Below are 20,113 nucleotides of genomic sequence, written 5' to 3'. Positions count from 1 at the left end.
ATGCAAGCGCCTACCGGAAGCGGAGACGTGCCCTCACGAACGGTTCAGCCGAAAATCATATCGGCGGCCTGTGCTGCGAGCCAGGGCGAGAGAAGATAACCATGCCGGTACATGCCGTTCACATAGACAGTCTGTTTCTCCTGCGTCACGAGCGGCACATTATCCGGGTAAGATGGCCGGAGCCCTGTTCCCATCTCCACAATGTCCGCTTCGGCAAATCCGGGGTGAAGAACCCATGCAGCACTCAGAAGCTCGCTCATGGACCTCAATGTCATGGGACCGGCATTTTCGCTTTCCACCATTGTGGCGCCAACCATGAAAAGATGGTCGGCCCGGGGCACGATATAGATCGGAATACGGGGATGCAGCATCCGCACAGGCCGATGAAGCGTGACGTCCTGGCAGCGTAAAAGGATCATTTCGCCTCTCACGCCACGTAACGTCTTCAGTGTTTCACGGGCGCGTAACCCGGTGCAGTCGACAGTCCGGTCAAAACTGACGCCTGCTGGTGCGTCGGCTTCATCCGTCAGGAGACGGCCACCGAGACTGATGAGACGTTCTGCCAGAGCCGGCAGTGCCTTTCTGGGATCGAGATGCCCTTCCCCGGGGAAAAACAGCGCGCGTGAGAAGCGGCTGCCCAGGTCGGGTTCCAGCCTCATTATTTCCTCACCGCCGATCTCCTGAAAATGACTCGTCCGACGTGCGAACCGGGTAATTTCAGCCGTGTCGCGAGCCGGCGCCAGAACCAGACTACCGTTCGATTCGACGCCAGGGACATGAGCGCGCCACCATGAAAGCGAGGCGAGTGAATGCTCCGTAACTTCCGGCGGCGCATCTTCAGCCTCGCACCATGGGGCAAGCATTCCGCCCGCCATCCATGACGCGCCCGATCCGACACGTGAGCCTGACTCTGTCAGCGTCACCCGCGCTCCACGCTCCGCGAGCGTAACGGCTGTCACAAGCCCGGCGACACCGGCTCCACGTACCAGAATGGTCGGTCCGGCTGTCATGACACATTCCTCCTGTTCACCCTGGACTGAAGACCTGAGGGCCTTCGGAAACGGCGGCACGATGGCGACTTTGCTTCGATTTGTTAAGAGACTGTTTCAAAAAGCTCTGTTCGCGATACATGTTATCTGTGATTTTTCAAAGTATTGGCGGCAATCCGGGCTCCGCCCGCGAACCCGGAGGGAATCGCAGATCCCTTCATCCCGCTTCGCTGCAAAAACACACACTGTTCGCGTCCCGCTCAGCAGTGAGACTTCAAACAACCTCTCAGAGAACATCTGCCGTGTATGCCGGCATCATCCTGACTGACGTGGGTCTGCTGGTATGAAACAAGAGTCTGCTGCAGAACCAGTGCTGGAAAATGGACAGATATGCTGCCGCGCCGCATGATGCGGGGCGCCGGAAATCGAGGAGTGTCGATCTGTAAAGCCGGAGCAGGCAGGTCCTGTTGTCGTCAATTCCCGATACGTATAAAAATGAACTGCATTGGATGAGGTCGGAGACAAAATTATGCAGGATACGGTAACTGAACCGAAATTAACGTCTTCTGATCTCGCGAACAATCAAAGAGCAATCGCATATTATCATGACCACGGCTGCGATACTGTGGAAACGGGATTCGCTCTGGCTAATATTCTTAATGAAGACAGGTGTGTCGCAGAAGCGTCCCGTGTGTACAGAATCGCATACGATCTTCATTCCAGTCAGCCAGGCCAGACGCCAGGGGCTCATGTGCTGCTGGAACTCAGCCTCCTGTGTGGCCTGAAAGCCGGTCAGACACCAGCCCCGGAGGAGATGGAAACCCTGCGTTCTCTCTCTCTCCCGTTCTATAATTATATCGTCGGGATTCAGACGGCCTGGACGCAGGGCGATTTCGTGAAGGCTGCCCGGATCATGGGCAACTGCTACGAAGAATTCCATACCGGAGCAGAGTGTGACCGGCTTTATCTGGAGATCGTGAACCGGATTTATCATGAGCAGATGCAGGGCGGTATCGCGGATATCCGGGCACCTAACTCACTGATCCCGCGTAAACTCTATACGTACCGGGATGTGGATGCACCGGATGGGGCAGAACACGATTTCGCCTGGCATAGCGATTTCACGGGACTCGAATTCAGGTCATTCAACAAGGAAGAGGCCGCAAACTGGCTTTATACGGCCTATGGTGTCGATGCCCGGACACTTTTCCTTTCCGCTCAGAATGTCTCTGAAGCATCCGATTTTTTCCGTATGCATGTCATGCAGCAACTGGGGGGCTGGTGGCTGGACGCAGGAAATCGCATCCGCTCGGAAGATGTGTTTTTCAGCAGAGTGTCACAGCGCCATTCGCACGTTTTTCTGCTGGGTCATGAAAACGTGGTTCACAACGGTTTCTTCGGAACATTACCCAACAGTCCGATCCTGGGCGATGCGCTGCTTTCGCTTTATCGTAACTGCTATCAGCATCCCGGCCTTTCCATCCCCGCCAAAACAGGTTCGGGTGTATTCGAGCGTGCTCTGAACAGAACTTTCCATGCCGACCTGGAGCGTCTCCGGCCGCTTCCTTCCATGATCATTTACGACAACGCCGTGTTCAGCGACGTTATCGTGCCCCTTTCCGCGCAGGAATAATACCGGATGCTATGAAGATTGAGCTGTGGATGAGGCATTCGGGCTAGCCCGGATTTCCGCCAGCTCTTTGAAAATTCAGGCTTCAACACGTAACGAAAACCGAACCTTTGACAGGCTCGGGGCAGAGGCCGCCAGCCTTGGCCCCTCTGCCGGCGTTTCGAAGCAGATTTTACGGACCCGGATGCTTACGGCCGCTCCAGCTTCGGGGCTCAAAAATACACGCCCGTCGTGCCCCTCCGGGGGCCCGCTTTTGAACATACCAGTCGGCCCGGTAACCGATCAGGACGATATGTCCGGCAGTGACGACCAGCCGCAGCGTGTAAGTGTCTTCCACATATGCTCGGGAGGTGGTGCGATAGCGGAGACAGGAACCGCCAGCGGGATATCCAGTTCACGACTCAGAAGCTGCAGGCGGTTCGCTTTCTTTTCTATCCCGTAAACCGGATCTCCGACGACCGGCATCCCCATTTCCGCGCAGTGAACTCTTGCCTGATGCGTTCGACCGGTATGCAGCGTCAGTTCAAGCCATGACACGCTTCCGTCAGTGCCCAGACGCCGCCACGTCGTCTTTGCAGGTTGTCCATCAGGCGTGACAACCATCTTCCAGCCAGCCGGTCCGGAAACCCGGGCGATGGCTTGTTCCATGATGCCGTGCTCCGGCGCCACTCCATGCACGATCGCCCAGTAGATTTTCCTCACAGTCCCGGATGCAAAACAGGCCTGCATCGCAATCAGCGCCTGTTTGCGCAGCGCGATGGCAAGGCAGCCGGCTGTGTCCGCATCCAGCCGGTGAGCAAGCCAGGGACCATCTTTCCGCCGGCTGAGAAGCGGAAACCACTCCTCCACATTCGGCCCGCCACGCGGCCCGGGATGCACAGCAAGGCCCGCAGGCTTGTTAATGACAACCACCTGATTGTTCTGAAACAGAATATCGAAGGGCAGGGGGCCGACCGGGACAGCAACCGGAACATCAGCCGGCGCCCCTTTTTTCGGATGAAGAGGCGCTGCGCTGCGTTTTCTGCGTATACCGGGTTTAATCATCGGCACCCCGGCCAATCAGCACTTTGCGTCGTCCGACATGATCTGCTCCACTCACGATGCCATTTTTCTCCATCTGTTCAATCAGTTTGGCTGCGCGGTTGTAACCGATCGACAGATGCCGCTGCACAAACGATGTCGATGCCTTGCCTTCACGGATAACAATGGCCACCGCCTTGTCATAAAGACTGGAATCTCCGTCAGAACCAGTGCCCGCGTCAAACGGACCACTCGCCGCCTCATCCTCGCGCTCGGAAATCACGTCTTCATCATAAATCGGCTCGCCCTGCTCCTGCAGGAACGCGACGACCGCTTCCACTTCGCTGTCCGCAACAAACGGACCATGAACACGGGTCACGCGACCGCCACCCTGCATGAACAGCATGTCACCCTGCCCGAGAAGCTGTTCCGCTCCCTGTTCGCCAAGAATGGTCCGGCTGTCGAATTTGCTGATCACCTGAAAGGAAATACGCGTCGGAAAGTTCGCCTTAATAGTGCCGGTGATCACATCCACAGACGGACGCTGCGTTGCCATGATGACGTGAATGCCAGCCGCGCGAGCCTTCTGCGCCAGTCGCTGCACCGCTGCGTCGATTTCTTTGCCAGCAGTCATCATCAGATCAGCCATTTCGTCGATGACGACCACAATGAAGGGCAGGGGCTCAAGCGTGAGAGACTGCTCTTCGAAGATCGGATTCCCGGTCTCGGGGTCATATCCCGTCTGGACCCGGCGCGTCACTTCTTCACCCCGGTCACGCACCTGTGCCGCACGCTCGTTATACCCGGCAATATTACGAACCTGGAGATGAGACATCGAGCGATAACGCCGGTCCATCTCGCGTACGACCCACTTGAGTGCCGCGACCGCCTTGGGCGGTTCCGTCACGACAGGCGTCAGAAGATGCGGTATCCCGTCATAAATCGAGAGTTCCAGAACCTTCGGATCAATCATGATAAGCCGGCATTCATCAGGAGAATGACGGAACAGCAGCGACAGGATCATGGAGTTGATCCCGACGGATTTACCCGAACCGGTCGTACCCGCGACCAGCAGATGCGGCATCTTGGCGAGGTCACTGAAGACAGATTCGCCGGCAATGTCCTTGCCAAGCGCCAGTTCAAGGCGACCGGAAGAGCCGGTCCATTCCGGCCGGTTAAACAGTTCGGACAGATAGACCGTCTCGCGCACGGCGTTCGGAACTTCGATGCCAATCACATTGCGACCGGGAACAGTCGCGATACGCACGCTGAGCACTGACAGCGAGCGCGCAACGTCATCAGCCAGACCAATCACACGGGCAGACCGGATCCCTGGCGCAGGCTCCAGTTCATAAAGCGTGACCACGGGACCCGGATGCAGATCGACAATTGTTCCCTGCACACCGAAATCCGCCAGAACCGTCTCCAGCAGGCGGGCATTGGCCTCAAGCATCTCACGGCTCGGCCCGGCTTCAGCACGTGATTCCGGCACCGTGCGCAGCAAAGAAACCGGCGGCAGAACCCAGCCGGTGCCACCCGCAGGAGGCGCTCCCCGTCCGGCCCGCTTCGAGGGCGACGCTGAGGCGCCTTCTGTCTCCGCCTCACCGCGTCCGCCAAACAGGCGGGACAAAAGAGATTTTTTACTGCCATCATCAGTCCTGATGTCGCCCGATGCCTCAGCCTGCGCTGGGACGACCGGGCGCTGCCCGGGCTCCGGAGGACGCATGGTCGTTTCCGGAGCCGTCACCGCAGGTGTTTCAGGCTTTCGGGCTACCGGAGCATCCGCATGCTCCTGCTGCCTTTCTGCGGCAGGTCCCGGCAACGAAATCACCGGAGCATCCTCTTCCGCTTCCGATGGAACGGAAACCGCCATCCGCCCTCTGGGGCGGTTGGCCGGCAGGGATTCCGCCGGCGGCGCGATCAGCGCGAGAGCGTTGCCGGTTTCAGCATTGGCCGCATCCGACGAATACCGACTGACAGCCGGCGCAGGTGATGGGTTTTCACGACGCTGACTATCGTTGCCACGCGCAACCATACCACGGCGGGATACGGATGTCACAGCAGCATCCGAAGCAGAGTCGCTCCTGCGTGGCGTCCAGGATTGTCGCCCGTAAGATGTGTCTTCACTCTCCGCGCCATTATGAACGCGGGCATTCTCGTAAGCGCCCATAGTCGTGACGCCTCCGCCAGCGTCCCGCCGCTGCCGCGCAATGATGGAACGAGCCAGCCTGCCAGGTTGCCGTCCGAGAAAGAGGCCGCCCGCCGCGGCAGTCTTGCCGATGGCGTGCCACTCGCGCCGGTCCAGCCCGAACGCGAGCACGCCAAGCAGGAAAGCAAGCACCAGACCAAGAAGCCAGATGATGACCTCGCCCGCAGGCCCGATCGCCGATGTGCCGGCAGCCAGCGCGGCACGGGCGGTCGTCGAGCCGATCCCGCCACCAATGCCGGAATCAGCCGGCCAGGCAGGAGCGTGGATGGCCGTTATAAGAAGCGGAATACTCGCAAACAGCGCGCTGCAAACCGGTAACAGGCAGCCGAGAGCAATCGCGCGCAGAATAAAAACACTCAGACCGCGATGACGGAAAATACGCCAGCCCCAGGCAGCAAGGGCGATCACAGGAATCGCGGTGGCAAGACCGAAGCCCTGGATCAGCATGTCGGCAACCCAGGCTCCTGGCCAGCCGAGAAGATTGGTCGCCAGGCGCGATGTTGCGACATTGGATGACGGGTCGAGCGGATCATAGCTCCAGAAGGTCGCCGCCAGCGCCAGCGCCAGAACCCAGAGCACGATACCCCCCACCTCATCTCCGCGTCGCCGGAGAGACGTCTTCAGTGCGGGGGACGAAAGATCGGGCGTGGTGAGACGGCTGAGACGCGCCAAGTAACCGGTCCTGACTTGCAAGTGACATTCTGATGCCGCGCACGATCGTCGCACGCCGCCGGGACCATACCCCGTTCCCTGCGCGTTCAGAAAGACGAGATGCTGGTTCCGCAAGGAGTATTGTGGAAATGCGAAAAAATTTTGAACATCGTGAGGCATTTTATCCTGCCCTTCACGATCAGTCCCCGAACATGCCCTGTCGGATTGCGGCGACACATTCGGGGAGAAGGCAGCGTTAAGCCGCTGCCTTATGGGCGATCGAAGGATTTTCCCCGAGATGCGGGCGGAATGTGCCGTCACGAAGCGACGTCTCGATATCCTCAAGTGTCGCGCCAGCCGTCTCGGGAACGAAGAACAGCACGAACAGCGTGCAGGCCAGATTAACCCCCGCATACACCCACATCGTTCCGCCCAGCGAAATCAGAGTCACGAGAGGCAGCGCCGTGCGTGTCACCAGATAATCACTGCCCCACAGCACCGCGGCATGCAGGCTTGTTGCTGCCCCGCGCATCGGGAGAGGAAACATCTCAGCACCAATCAGCCAGCCCACAACCTGAATGCCGCCAGAATTGAACAGCATAAACAGCAGCAGAAAAGCCACAGTCGCATAACTGCCGGCAGACCCCTTGTCAGGATGAATGGCGAACATGATGCCAAGCCCGATCAGGCTGAGCACCGAACCTGGCCCCATGATCAGAACGAGACGGCGACGCCCGATCCGGTCAACGAAAAGGCAGCCGAGCAGTGTCATGATGCAGTAGATAATCGCGACACCAAGGCTTGCGAGCAGCGCGGAAGACTCCCCGAAACCGGCATCGGACAGGAAGGTCGGCGTATAATAGATCATCATCTCAAGCCCGCCGGCCTGCGTGAAAAACGCAACACCCAGTGCGGCGACAAGAGCCGGACGCGCCCAGGGGAGAGCCAGACCACGCCAGCCACGCTCGTCATCATCGATGCCCGTGGCATTCTCGTGAATCTCATGCATCTCACGGCGAATCTGTTTCCGGCTGGAGCGCACACGGCTCAGTTGCCTGACCGCAGATCGGATGCCCTCGTTCTCGGCTGTCCAGCGCGGGCTCTTTGGCAGAAAGAACATCGACACAAAGACAAACGCCGCAGGCAGGGCAGCGATTGAGACCATTGGCCGCCAGCCCCAGGCGTCCCGCATGGCAAAGCCCACGATATTGGCCAGCAAAATGCCGATCCCGATGGCAACATTAAACATCGTGACAAGAGTGCCGCGCCGGTTATGCGGAGCCAGTTCCGAAATATACGTCGGAACCACCTGGGTCGCGCCACCAACGGCCAGCCCAAGGAAAACACGCGCGGCAATCAGTGACATCACATCCGGAGCCAGGGAGCATGCAATAGCCCCGATCACAAAAATGGCCGTCACAACAATTACGGTAGTCCGCCGTCCGAATTTTTCAGAAAACCAGCCGGTAACAACCGCACCAAACGTCGCGCCAATCAGGATCGCGGAGGCGACAGTGGCCTGCATCCCGGTATTGAGATGGAACTCCTTCGTCATAAGCAGAAGGGCACCGGAAATGATGCCTGTATCGTATCCATAGAGGCCGCCGCATATTGCGGCCACGGTGGCTGCGATCCAGAGAGTGCGATGGGCGTTAGGAGAAATATCCGCTGCGTCGACAGCCCTGGCGACTGTCTTTGAATGTGTCGGGGAAGAACAGGGTATCGCGTCCAAAATCATTCCTTTCGATGTGGCAACTATAGTCAGCCTGTTCCGAGAGCATCAGACATAACGCCGATCCTCCCGAGTATGGCATCAAGCGCCGTCCAGTCGTTGTCCTCGCTCAGAGCAGACCACAACGTCTCAACGGTCCCGATCAGCATGTCACAAGGTGTTTCAGCCCTGAAATACGCATGATCAGGCATGATCCCCGGCAATGCGGCCCGGGCGTCGAGCAAAGAGCGAACCGGCTGAAAACCAGGCTCTGCGTAGAACGCCGCCCGCGGAGATTCCATCGCTCGTCTTGTGCTTATGGGGCCACCATACCAGTCAAACGGCAGCGCAGGGAAGGGAATTCCGGACTTTTCCATGAACAGTGTCACCGCATGACGCAGGGCGCGATCATCTTCAGGCCCGGTCTGAACGACCCCCATCCTCCTGCACCACGCCGCGTCCAGTTCACTTTCATAGAGAGCAGGAAAAGAAGAAATGATTTCGCTAAGGGCAGAATGAGGTGCGGTTTCGAGCAGGCATTCGGCCAGCCGCGCCAGAGACCAGACCAGAGCCTGAGGCTGCCGTCCATATGAATATAAACCGCTATGATCGAAATAAGCCGCCACAAAAGACGGATCAAACCGTGGCAGAAACCGCCACGGGCCATAATCAAAGCTTTCTCCGGTGATGGCGATATTGTCCGTATTCAGGACACCATGCACAAATCCTGCCGCCATCCATTGTGCACCAACGCGCGCAACTTTCCCGCAGACAGCCTCGAACAGAATGAGTGCCGGATTGCCACCCTCAGGGACAACAATGTCAGGGTAGTACGTCTCCAGCACGTAGGCGACCAGCAGCGGGATCGAAGCAGTGTCTCCCAGCGCGGCAAGCCGCTGAAACGTACCGATCCGGATATGGGAATGACTGAGACGTACCAGAACGGCGGACCGGGTCGGGGAGGGCTCGTCATGCCGCTCAAGGTGTTCACCGGTTTCAATAAGACTGAAAGCGCGCGACGTATCGACCCCAAGGCCCTCCAGCATGGCGGCCGCCAGGATCTCACGCACTCCACCTTTAAGGGTCAGTCGTCCGTCGCCGCCCCGTGACCAGGGTGTTCGCCCGCTGCCTTTTGTTCCGAGATCCAGCAGCCGTCCGTTGCTGTCACGCAACTGTGCGAAGAGAAAACCACGTCCGTCACCCAGATCAGGATTGTACTGGCGGAACTGATGACCGTGGTAACGCAGCGCGAGCGGGTGAGGTAACGAACCCGGAAGCGGCTGAAAATGGCCAAAATGATTGATCCATTCCTCGTCTGTAAGCGTGTCGAGACCGACTGTGGCAGCCGCTTTCCGGTTGCGATAACGCAGAATATGCTCAGGAAACTCTGCCGGCTCCACAACGTCATAAAACGCGTCACCCAGAGTGGTGTGATCCACGGCAGGCCGGTAGCTGGATGAAAAAGGCATGGGGTGGTCCTCCCGCTGGATCTATTGACTTAATGTATGGCGCTTCTACAGTGCGTTCAGGCCCTAAACAAAAAAAACAAGCGGTCGGCTTCATGAAAATTTTCAATATACTACTGCTGGCTCCGTTCGTGGGCCTTCTCTGGGTGCCCTTCTACAACTTTCAGGGGCCTGTTCTGCTCGGGTTTCCGTTCTTCTACTGGTACCAGTTCGCCTGGGTGCCGGTGACGTCCGTGCTGATCTGGCTCGCCTGGAAAAAAGGAGAGCGGGCATGAACGGCGTTCCTGCGGCGGACACGCTCGCGCTCATTGTTTTTATCGCGTTTTTCGGCATCACAATCATTCTCGGCAGCACAGTCTCGCACTGGCGCGGTTTTCTTTCCGGCGGAAAAAAGAAAGCTGACATCACGCCCGTCGGGGATGGACACGGCAACGAAGACTGGGGGCTCGGCGGACGACAGTTCGGCGCCTGGATCACCTGGTTCCTGGTCGGAGGCGATTTCTATACAGCCTATACCGTGATTGCCGTCCCTGCGCTGGTTTACGCAGTCGGAGCATACGGATTCTTCGCGCTTCCATATACAATTATCGTCTATCCGTTCATCTTCGCCGTCATGCCCCGCCTGTGGAAAATCGCCCATGATGGCGGACACGGAACCGCAGCCGACATCACACGCGCACGTTTCGGCAGCCGGACACTCGAACTGGCCGTCGCGATATCGGGCCTGGTCGCAGTGATGCCCTATATCGCCCTGCAACTGATCGGTATCCGGACTGTCGTGCAGGCGCTCGGCCTTCCCGGTGATATTCCGCTGGTCATCGCGTTCGTTTCGCTGGCGGCCTACACATGGTTCGGCGGCCTGCATGCGCCGGCCCTCACGGCGTTCATCAAGGACGTGATGATCTACATCGCGGTCATCGCCGCCGTCACTCTCGTCCCGCTGAAACTCGGCGGCTACGGGCATATGTTCAGCGCCATGAACACCGTGCTCCCACCCCCGGACGGCACGCATGTGCTGAAAAGCGCTCAGCTTGTGCCCTACGCCACGCTGGCTCTGTCATCAGCACTGGCGGCCTTCCTGTACCCACACACGCTGACAGGCATCCTCGCCGCGAAATCAGCCGATACAGTGCGTCAGAACGCTGTCTATCTTCCGATCTACACGATCGTGCTCGGGCTGATCGCAATGCTCGGCATGATGGCGCACGTCGCCGGAATCGATACGAAGACACACTCTCTGGTCGTGCCGCTGCTGTTCCTGAAACTGTTTCCTGACTGGTTCGCAGGCTTCGCCTTCGCGGCAATCGCAATCGGCGCACTGGTACCAGCCGCCGTCATGGCAATCGGCGCCGCCAATCTGCTGACGCACAACATTCTGCCGAAACAGTATGACACCGTAACCGGCAGTCGCATTGCCGCCTTCGCCGTAAAACTGGGCGCGCTGCTCTGCGTCCTGTTTCTGAACGCGCAGTTTGCCATTGATCTGCAACTGCTGGGCGGCGTGATCATCCTGCAAACGTTCCCGGCACTGGTTCTCGGCCTGTTCCGGATCAATTACTCTACGGTTGGCATGATGGCCGGCTGGCTGATCGGAATGGTGGTCGGGCTCGGAATGTGCTGGGTCGATGGTCTCAAGCCGGTGCACACGCTGTCATTCGCCGGCTATTCGGAGCTTGTTTCCACCGGACTGATCGCGCTGGCTGTGAATATCACTGTGGTCGCCGCCTTTACGATAGTCCGGCATTTTGTGCCCGGTCATGCGGTTCGCCCGCAGTCAGCGGAGTGACCCGTATCCGGTAAAATCCTCGGGACCGGAAAAGCTCCGGTCCCTGCCGGGTTCGGCCAGACCCCGGCTTCTTCCACCCCTTTGAAAATTCAGGCTTCAACACGTAACGACAACAGAACCAGTCAAAACCCTCTCTTCCTGAAAAAAGAGAGTTTCCGAACGTGGAGCCCCTTCTTTCAGGGTGCGCCATATCAGCGGCCCGCACCGGAATTGTGGCCCATATGACCCTCTCCGGTAACAGTTATGCGGACATCCGTGTTCGCTAACGGGAACATTCCCTGAAATCCGGCGTAATATTCACAAAGGCAGAGTGAATGGAAACGCCAGTGGTGTCTGACAACCCTGGTGAGAGGTGGTCACGCGCTTTGCCTGTCGTCTGACCGCCTCAAACGGAAAGGACATTGCATGAGCGATGACAACGAAACGCACGATAGCGGGCGCCGTGCTCTTTTCAGAGCCGCCGGTGTCGCCGCCGTTGCGGGAGTTCCGCTGGTGGCCGGCAACAGGGCCACGGCTCAGGAGGCCAGTGCTGCGTCGGAAGGAAATCCGGGCGGGGCGGGTCCGCTAAAAGATCCGCGTGAGCTTTATGTGCATTCTCCGTTCCAGGCGCAGCCGCAGCCCTGGCCGGGCCTCGCCTCGAAAATGATTCCAAAGCCCGATCACGGTGAAACAAGTTATCGCGGCAGCGGTCGTCTCGCCGGTCGGAAAGCGCTGATTACAGGCGGCGATTCCGGCCTGGGACGTGCGGCAGCGATCGCTTACGCGCGGGAGGGCGCCGATGTGGCCATCAATTACCTTCCCGCCGAGGAGAGTGATGCGCGCGAAGTCGGTGAACTCGTTCAGCAGGCAGGGCGTAAATTCGTCGCGTTGCCAGGAGATCTTCGCCATGAATCGTTCTGCAAAAACCTGATCAGACACGCAGCGGACAAACTGGGTGGCCTCGATATCTTCGTGAACTGCGCCGGCCGTCAGCACGCCTATGACGATGTACTCGATCTGACGACAGAAGATTTCGACTGGACGCTAAAAACAAATCTTTATGCGCTGTTCTGGCTGACTAAAGCCGCAATTCCGCTGATGCCGCCAGGCTCAACGATGATTTTCACCAGTTCGACAAACGCCTATAATCCGTCAGTCAATATTCTGGATTATTCAATCACGAAGGCCGGTATCGCGAACTATACCAGAGGCCTCGCAAAGCAGCTCGTCTCGCGCGGTATCAGAGTCAATGCCGTAGCGCCTGGTCCGTTCTGGACAGCACTCCAGGTCAGCGGTGGCCAGTCGATGGCAAATGTCGAGAAGTTCGGTGACTCTGTCCCGCTCGGGCGCCCCGGTCAGCCCGCCGAGATCGCGCCGGTTTATGTCCAGCTTGCCTCGACGGAGTCCAGCTACATGACCGGACAGGTCATCGGCATCAATGCCGGCAACGGCCTTCCGGGATAAGCCCAACACCCTGATGTCCTGAATAAGGAAACTGAGTGATGACTGATGGTGTCACCCACACTCCTGAAACTGTCGTCCGGTGGCACGACGCTCTGGCCATATCGGAAGTCTTATCCGATGTGCCGGTGCGTGTGGATGTCGCAGGAACCCCGGTCATTGTTATCAGGACACCACAGGGTGATGTGCGGGCATTCGGCGCCGAATGCCCGCACAAAGGCGCTCCGCTGGAAAAAGGCGCCGTCTGTGACGGTCGCCTGGCCTGCCCGTGGCACAAAGCCGAATTCTCCCTGAATGACGGCTGTCTCATCGAACCTCTCTCGTTCGATCCGTTGCCGGTCTATCCGGTGGAAATCAGTGACGGCCGTGTGTTGATTTCGCCTCATCCTGAACAGCAGCGCAGGGCACCGTCATCGCGTGAAAACGAGCGCGCGATCATCATCGGGGGCGGCGCCGCAGGTACGGCAGCCGCTGTTTCGCTGCGTGAGTTCGGCTTTGCCGGCACGATCACTCTCATCGACGATGATGGTGCCTCACCTTACGACCGCACAGCACTGAGCAAGACTGTTCTCGCCGGAAAAGCAAAAAACGGAAAACCTCCCGGATTGCGCCCGGACAACTGGTGGTCGATCCACGCAATCAGACGTATCCGCGACAAGGTGGCAGCCCTGGATGTCGGCACGAAACGTATCACGCTGGCTGATGGCACCGGAATGGATGCCGACCATGTCCTCATCGCACCTGGCAGCACCGCAAAACGTCCGGCCATTCCCGGTGTGGAAAAAGACGGTGTCTTCACAGTGCGTCATGCAAAAGATGCTGAAGCCATCAACTCCCGGATCGAAACGGGCGCCAGCCGCGCTGTGGTCTGCGGAGGCAGTTTTATCGCGATGGAAACAGCCGCCTCCCTGACAATGCGTGGTCTGGACGTGACAGTCGTTGCCCCCATGGATGTGCCTTTTGCCCATGTGTTCGGCGAACGCGCCGCACGTCGTCTGATGACCCTGCATGAGGAAAAAGGTGTTGTCCTCCGCACCGGACGCCGTGTCACCGCCATCACAGGGGACATCCGGGCTGAGGGTGTCGAACTCGATGACGGCACGCATATCTCCGCCGATTTCGTGATCATGGGCACCGGCGTCACGCCCGCAACGGATTTTGTTGCGGACCTTCGTGCCCCGGATGGCGGCATCGATGTCGATGAGCGCCTGCAGATTGCCCCCGGTGTCTACGTCGCGGGCGATGCTGCGCGCTTCCCGCATGGCAGCAGCATGGTGCGAATCGAACACTGGCGGACTGCCGAAGTGCAGGGGCGACAGGTCGCACGTTCCATCATGAACCAGTCTGGCATGAACCAGTCTGGCATGAACGGGTCAGGCGTGTTCGATCAGTTACCATGGTTCTGGACACAGCAGTTCGATGCAAAGCTGGAATATGTGGGTTACCAGGAAGAGTTCGATCATGCCGATTTTAACGGCGACGCGGAGACATTCGATTTCACCGTCACTCTGACACAGCAGGGCCGATGGGTCGGGACCGTCACGGCGGGCCGTCCGAAAGTGACAGGCGAACTCGTGCTGCACGGGCCACCGGAAAAAGCCGTGTGACCAGCCGGCGTCAGGTGCCACACGAGTGACACACGGGTCTGCACGCAAGCCCATGGCACCTCCCGTTGGCCCGTGATATGGACGCCAGCTATGACCGTTCGCACGCGCTTCGCCCCATCGCCCACCGGCCTGCTGCATATCGGCAACGCCCGGGCCGCCCTCTTCAATTTCCTCTATGCCCGCCATCATGGTGGCGAGTTTCTGCTCCGGATCGAGGACACGGATCGCGAGCGTTCCACGCAAAAAGCCGTGGACGTGATCTTCGATGGCCTGAGCTGGATGGGCATCACGGCAGACGCCGAGCCTGTGTTCCAGTCCACCTGCGTGGAGCGTCATAAGGAAGTCGCGCTTCAGCTCCTTGCAGCAGGCAAGGCCTATAAATGCTTCTGCACGCCTGAAGAGCTGAAGCAGATGCGCGAGCAGGCCATGGCCGAAGGCCGTCCGCCCCGTTACAACGGGATGTGGCGCGACCGCGATCCTTCCGAAGCTCCTCCCGGCGCGCCTTATGCCGTGCGAATCAGGGCCGATCACGAAGGAGAAACGGTGATCGAGGATCTCGTCCAGGGCGAAGTCCGGGTCGCGAACGCCGAACTCGACGACATGATCATCCTCCGCTCGGACGGCACGCCGACCTACCAGCACGCGGTCGTCGTCGATGATCACGACATGGCCATCACGCATGTCATTCGCGGCGACGATCATCTGACCAACACCTTCCGGCAGCTGATGATCTATCGCGCGATGGGCTGGGACCAGCCGCGCTTCGCTCACCTGCCGCTGATCCACGGACCAGACGGCGCAAAATTGTCCAAGCGTCACGGTGCCCAGTCAGTCGTGGAATTCCGCGATGAGGGTTTCCTTCCGGAAGCGCTCTGCAACTATCTGCTGCGTCTTGGCTGGGGCCACGGCGATGCCGAAATCCTGTCCCGCGATGAGCAGATAAAGCTGTTCGACCTGGATGGCGTCGGTCGTTCCCCTTCGCGGATGGACTACACGAAACTCACCCACGTTAATGCCGTCTATCTCCGCGAAGCTGACGACGAACGACTGACAAATGACGTCATGGAGCGCCTCGCAGGCCGGGAAGGCGTCGATACGGGCGCCATCACGCGCGAACGCGTGCTGAAACTCATGCCGGGCCTGAAAGAGCGGGCCCGCACGCTGGTCGAACTCGCCGACAGCGCCGCATTCCTGGGACGACAGGTGCCGCTGAGCTTCGACGCAAAAGCACAGAAAAATCTGACGCCGGAGTCCACAGCCATGCTGGGCGAACTGGCACGGGCACTGGCCGTCGTGGACCCGTTCAGCGCTGAACAGATTGACAGCGCTCTTCGTCAGTTCGCGGAAACGCACGGACACAAGCTCGGTCAGGTCGCGCAGCCACTCCGGGCCGCCCTGACCGGTACGGCAACCTCGCCCGGCATTGACGCCACGGTCGCGGCACTCGGACGGGATGAAGTTCTGGCCCGGATCGGAGCCGTTCAGAATGGCTGAGGGGCAGGCCGGGGGTTCCCGTTTTTTCGGCGCCTCAGGCCGCCATCTTCTCGGCGTGCAGGGTATGCACCCCAGCCAGATCATCCCGATTCTCGATCTGGCCGAAACCTACGTGCTGATGAACGGCTCACGGAAAACGCCGAGAGATCGTCTGCGTGGCCGCACACTCATCAATCTGTTCTTCGAGGACAGCACCCGGACGCGCACATCCTTCGAACTCGCCGGCAAACGTCTCGGCGCCGACGTAGTCAACATGTCCGTCTCGCAGTCCTCCGTGAACAAGGGCGAGACCCTGCTCGATACGGCGGCAACACTGAATGCGATGCGCGCCGACCTCCTCGTCGTCCGCCACTCCCAGTCCGGCGCGCCGGCGTTGCTGGCGCAGAAAGTCGATGCCTCCGTCATCAATGCCGGCGACGGCACCCATGAGCACCCGACGCAGGCCCTGCTTGATGCCCTGACCATGCGACGTCACCTTGGCCGTATCGAGGGACTGACCGTCGCCATTTGCGGCGATGTCGCCCATTCGCGTGTCGCCCGCTCGAACATCCACCTGCTCTGCGCCATGTCCTGCCGCGTGCGTCTTGTCGGCCCCCCGACCCTGGTCCCCGGTGCCATGGCCTCGCTGGGCGTTGAGGTTCATCACACAATGGAGGAGGGACTGCGGGACGCGGATGTCGTGATGATGCTGCGGCTCCAGCACGAACGCATGTCCGGCGGACAGGTGCCCAGCGCGCGCGAGTATTTTCGTTTCTACGGCCTCGACCGGAAACGGCTCGAACTGGCAAAACCCGGCGCGCTCGTCATGCACCCGGGCCCGATGAATCGCGGCGTCGAAATCGACAGCCAGATCGCCGATTCCGATCAGAGCGTGATCCGCGAACAGGTGGAAATGGGGGTCGCGGTCCGTATGGCGGTTCTTGACCGGCTGGCGAGGGGGAACCGGTCATGAGCAGCACAACCTCAGCCATTGTTTTCGAGAACGTCCGGCTGATCGACCCTGCCGCCCGTCTCGACCAGCCTGGACGCCTTCTCGTTCGTGACGGCCTCATCGCCGGAATCGATCTGCCCGGTGCCGAAGGCGCCCCGGAGGACGCCGTGGTCATCAATGGTGGCGGCGCGGTTCTCTGCCCCGGTCTCGTCGACATGCGTGTCGAGATCGGGGAGCCAGGCCACGAATACCGCGAAACGGTAAAATCAGCTTCCCGCGCGGCCTTCGCCGGTGGCATCACAACCGTCGCCGTCCTGCCGACCGGAACACCCGCGATCGATGATCCCGCCATGGTGCGCCTGCTGTGTTCGCGCGGCGAAGAGCCGGGTCACGTGTCGATCCTGCCTTATGGTGCGCTGACCAAAGGCTGTCGCGGCGAGGAACTGGCCGAGATCGGTCTGCTGAGCGAAGCCGGTGCCGTTGCGTTCACCGACGGCGCCCGCGCGGTCGCCACAGCGAGACTGATGAAGCTGGCTCTCACCTATGCCCGTGGCTTCAGTGCGATGGTCGTTCAGCACCCGGAGGAGCCGACGCTTGCCGGCTCCGGCTGCGCAACGGATGGCGAACTGGCCCTCCGCCTCGGGCTCCCCGGCATCCCGACCGCAGCCGAAGCCATCATGATCGCGCGCGACATCCGGCTCGCCGAAATGACAGGCGGACGGCTGCATTTCGGGCATGTCTCGACAGGTGAGGGCGTCGATCTGATCCGTCGTGCCAGAGAACGTGGACTCGCCGTCACCTGTGACACCGCGCCGCAGTATTTTGATCTGAACGAAAATGCGATCGGCGATTTCCGCACCTACGCGAAATTTTCCCCCCCCCTTCGCGCCGAGGTCGATCGACTCGCCATCTGCGCGGCTCTCGCCGATGGCACAATCGACGCCGTCGCCTCCGACCACACCCCGCGTGATGCTGACGACAAGCGCCTGCCTTTCGCACAGGCCGCAGCCGGAGGAACTGGCCTTGCGACACTCCTCGGTGTGACGCTCACCCGGTACCATGACGGCACGTTATCCCTGTCCGATGCACTTGCCCTGCTGACCAGCAAACCAGCCGCTCTGCTGGGCGTGTCCGGTTCATCACGCAAAAAAGGGACACGGTCCGCCGGCACGCTGGAAACAGGAGCTCCGGCCGACCTCTGCCTGTTCGACCCGGATCGCGCCTGGCGAGTCATTGCCGGAGAACTGCCGGGTCATGCCCAGAACACCCCCTTCGACGGTCGGGCTCTCGAAGGCAAAGTTCTCGGTACCTGGAAAAGTGGCGTGCGTGTGTTTGGAGATGGTGTGTGAGCTTTATTGAATCGCCCGCAACACTCATCATCGTCGTCGCGTTATTCTCCTATCTCCTCGGCAGTATTCCGTTCGGTCTGGTGCTGACCGCGCTGTCAGGCGGCGGCGATATCCGCAAGATCGGCTCCGGCAATATCGGCGCGACAAATGTTCTCCGCTCAGGCCGGAAGGATCTGGCGGCGGCGACCCTTGCCCTGGATGCGCTCAAAGGCATTCTCGCGGTCATGATCGCCTGGGTCATGTGCCCCCCCGACCTCGCTGACAGAGCGACAGCAACGGCAGCGATCTTTGCCGTGATCGGTCATTGTTTTCCAGTCTGGCTGTCGTTCAGAGGCGGCAAAGGCGTCGCGACCGGGCTTGGCGTTGTGCTCGCCATGTCACCACTTGCAGGACTCGCCTGCTGCCTCATCTGGGTTCTGGGCGCGAAAATCACACGAATCTCATCAGCCGGTGCTTTGCTGGCTTTCGCTGTGATGCCGGTCATCCTGTTCTTTCAGCATGGCCACTCATTTACAGAGTCCGAAAAACCCCTGGCCGGCGCGCTGATCGCACTGGTGATTTTCTTCAGGCATCGTGAAAACATCACCCGGTTGCTCAGTGGCCGTGAGCCGCGGATCGGGCAGTGATCTTTGGGCAGAGAATGACAGGCCGCACGCGTGAATCCTGATCTTCCGGCGCTCCTCAGGCTTGCCCGTACAGAAAATGTCGGTCCGGTGACATGGCGTCGGCTGATGGCAGAGTACGGGTCGGGAGAGAGCGCTCTGGCCGCTTTGCCAGACTGCGCCCGCCGGGGCGGGCGACGCGGTCCGCTGAAGATTGCCGATGAGGCCTCGGTTGCAAAAGAGATCGCGGGCGTACAGGCGCTCGGCGGGAAAATCGTCACGTTATGTGATCCGGAATACCCCCCGCTTCTCGCCGAGATTCCTGACTCTCCGCCGGTCCTGACCGTGATGGGTAATCTGGCCTGCCTTGCTGCCCATGGTGTCGGCATCGTTGGAGCCCGCAACGCATCGGCGGCAGGGATGCGTTTTACGGAAAGTCTCGCAACGGAGCTGTCCCGGGCAGGTGTGACCGTCATCTCGGGTCTCGCTCGTGGAATCGATGGCGCCGCGCATCGTGGCGCGCTGCATGGCACTTTTCCGGACTGGGGAGGCACCGTCGCCGCCATCGCGGGCGGAATTGATGTCGTCTACCCGCCCGAACACACCGCCTTACAGGCGCGCATCGCGGAGGAAGGGGCCGTCGTCACCGAGGCCCCGCTGGGCACCGTGCCGCAGGCCCGTCATTTTCCACGTCGCAACAGGCTGATTGCCGGGCTGTCTCTGGGCACGGTTGTCGTCGAGGCCGCGGTGCAGTCCGGCAGTCTGATCACAGCCGACCTGGCGGATAAATACAGTCGGGCCGTTTTCGCCGTGCCGGGATCGCCTCTCGATCCGCGCTGCCGTGGCAGCAATAATCTTTTGCGAAGCCGGAACGCCTATCTCGTTGAGAATATTGCTGACATTCTTCCTTTTTTGCGCAGCGATATATCAGGCGGTAACCAGCTCTTTTCCGGGTTCGCGGAGCGGCAGTCTCCGTGGGGAGAGAACGCAGGCGGGGAGTCTTCAGGGCTTGACACAGTGCGCGGGCGGGTGCTGTCGCTTCTCTCGTACACACCGGTCGCGGTTGACGATCTGGTCCGGCACTGTCAGTTCTCCGTTTCCGCGGTCCTGACGGTTCTGACTGAGTTCGAGCTTGCCGGACGGGTGGAAACGCTCCCTGGGGGAGCCGTTGTCCTGTTGGTGCCGGCTGAAACAGAATGACGAAAGTCTGAGGTTTCAGGCCGGCTCG

Annotated in this window: 15 protein-coding genes; 10 read left to right on the top strand and 5 right to left on the bottom strand. The window is 59.9% G+C overall.

The window, feature by feature from the left end; genetic code table 11:
* Positions 1-44: 44 nt before the first annotated feature.
* The gene (gene thiO / locus GOB85_RS01945) at positions 45-1,010 is read right to left on the bottom strand and encodes a glycine oxidase ThiO (RefSeq protein WP_173575893.1); all 966 of its coding nucleotides are present in this window, start codon (positions 1,008-1,010) and stop codon (positions 45-47) included.
* A 670-nt stretch (positions 1,011-1,680) separates the two neighbouring features.
* Between thiO and GOB85_RS01940 the strand changes: the two genes are divergently transcribed.
* Positions 1,681-2,622 carry a glycosyltransferase family 32 protein gene (locus GOB85_RS01940; protein WP_338422442.1) on the top strand — a complete coding sequence of 314 codons (942 nt, stop codon included), beginning with the start codon at positions 1,681-1,683 and terminating at the stop codon, positions 2,620-2,622.
* A 279-nt stretch (positions 2,623-2,901) separates the two neighbouring features.
* Here GOB85_RS01940 and GOB85_RS01935 read toward each other — a convergent pair whose 3' ends face one another.
* The 4 genes from GOB85_RS01935 to GOB85_RS01920 form a co-directional block, all read right to left on the bottom strand.
* Positions 2,902-3,663, bottom strand: coding sequence for an RluA family pseudouridine synthase (locus tag GOB85_RS01935; protein WP_173575891.1), 762 nt, complete (start codon positions 3,661-3,663; stop codon positions 2,902-2,904).
* Complete coding sequence (locus GOB85_RS01930; protein ID WP_173575890.1) at positions 3,656-6,520, bottom strand: DNA translocase FtsK; 2,865 nt, start codon at positions 6,518-6,520, stop codon at positions 3,656-3,658. Before GOB85_RS01930 ends, GOB85_RS01935 begins: the two co-directional genes overlap by 8 nt.
* Before the next feature lie 235 nt (positions 6,521-6,755).
* Positions 6,756-8,222 (bottom strand): sugar porter family MFS transporter, encoded by a 1,467-nt coding sequence (locus GOB85_RS01925; protein ID WP_338422444.1) that lies wholly within the window; start codon positions 8,220-8,222, stop codon positions 6,756-6,758.
* 38 nt (positions 8,223-8,260) lie between these two features.
* The gene (locus GOB85_RS01920) at positions 8,261-9,679 is read right to left on the bottom strand and encodes a protein adenylyltransferase SelO (protein WP_173575888.1); all 1,419 of its coding nucleotides are present in this window, start codon (positions 9,677-9,679) and stop codon (positions 8,261-8,263) included.
* Between the two features lie 92 nt (positions 9,680-9,771).
* On the opposite strand from GOB85_RS01920, the gene GOB85_RS01915 reads away from it, so the two are divergent.
* The 9 genes from GOB85_RS01915 to dprA all read left to right on the top strand — a co-directional run bounded on the left by GOB85_RS01915 (position 9,772) and on the right by dprA (position 20,085).
* Positions 9,772-9,951, top strand: coding sequence for a DUF3311 domain-containing protein (locus GOB85_RS01915; protein WP_173575887.1), 180 nt, complete (start codon positions 9,772-9,774; stop codon positions 9,949-9,951).
* Positions 9,948-11,462 carry a sodium:solute symporter family protein gene (locus GOB85_RS01910; protein WP_173575886.1) on the top strand — a complete coding sequence of 505 codons (1,515 nt, stop codon included), beginning with the start codon at positions 9,948-9,950 and terminating at the stop codon, positions 11,460-11,462. Before GOB85_RS01915 ends, GOB85_RS01910 begins: the two co-directional genes overlap by 4 nt.
* Before the next feature lie 405 nt (positions 11,463-11,867).
* A complete protein-coding gene (locus tag GOB85_RS01905) occupies positions 11,868-12,905 on the top strand; it encodes an SDR family oxidoreductase (protein ID WP_242011205.1) in 1,038 nt (345 codons plus the stop codon).
* 38 nt (positions 12,906-12,943) lie between these two features.
* Positions 12,944-14,509, top strand: coding sequence for an FAD-dependent oxidoreductase (locus GOB85_RS01900; protein WP_173575885.1), 1,566 nt, complete (start codon positions 12,944-12,946; stop codon positions 14,507-14,509).
* 90 nt (positions 14,510-14,599) lie between these two features.
* The gene (gene gltX, locus GOB85_RS01895; RefSeq protein WP_173575884.1) at positions 14,600-16,003 is read left to right on the top strand and encodes a glutamate--tRNA ligase; all 1,404 of its coding nucleotides are present in this window, start codon (positions 14,600-14,602) and stop codon (positions 16,001-16,003) included.
* A complete protein-coding gene (locus GOB85_RS01890; RefSeq protein WP_173575883.1) occupies positions 15,996-16,955 on the top strand; it encodes an aspartate carbamoyltransferase catalytic subunit in 960 nt (319 codons plus the stop codon). The genes gltX and GOB85_RS01890 overlap by 8 nt, the downstream gene beginning before the upstream one ends.
* Entirely contained in the window at positions 16,952-18,283 is a 1,332-nt protein-coding gene (locus tag GOB85_RS01885) for a dihydroorotase (RefSeq protein ID WP_173575882.1), read from the top strand. Before GOB85_RS01890 ends, GOB85_RS01885 begins: the two co-directional genes overlap by 4 nt.
* Complete coding sequence (gene plsY, locus GOB85_RS01880) at positions 18,280-18,909, top strand: glycerol-3-phosphate 1-O-acyltransferase PlsY (RefSeq protein ID WP_173575881.1); 630 nt, start codon at positions 18,280-18,282, stop codon at positions 18,907-18,909. Before GOB85_RS01885 ends, plsY begins: the two co-directional genes overlap by 4 nt.
* A gap of 30 nt (positions 18,910-18,939) precedes the next feature.
* Complete coding sequence (gene dprA, locus GOB85_RS01875) at positions 18,940-20,085, top strand: DNA-processing protein DprA (RefSeq protein WP_338421611.1); 1,146 nt, start codon at positions 18,940-18,942, stop codon at positions 20,083-20,085.
* Positions 20,086-20,113 lie beyond the last annotated feature (28 nt).

Origin of the sequence: Acetobacter fallax (assembly GCF_011516735.1) — a bacterium.
In the GTDB taxonomy this organism is placed as follows: Bacteria; Pseudomonadota; Alphaproteobacteria; order Acetobacterales; family Acetobacteraceae; genus Acetobacter; species Acetobacter fallax.
The sequence above is the reverse complement of the archived record's forward strand: the minus strand, read 5'-3'. Positions and strand labels throughout refer to the sequence as shown.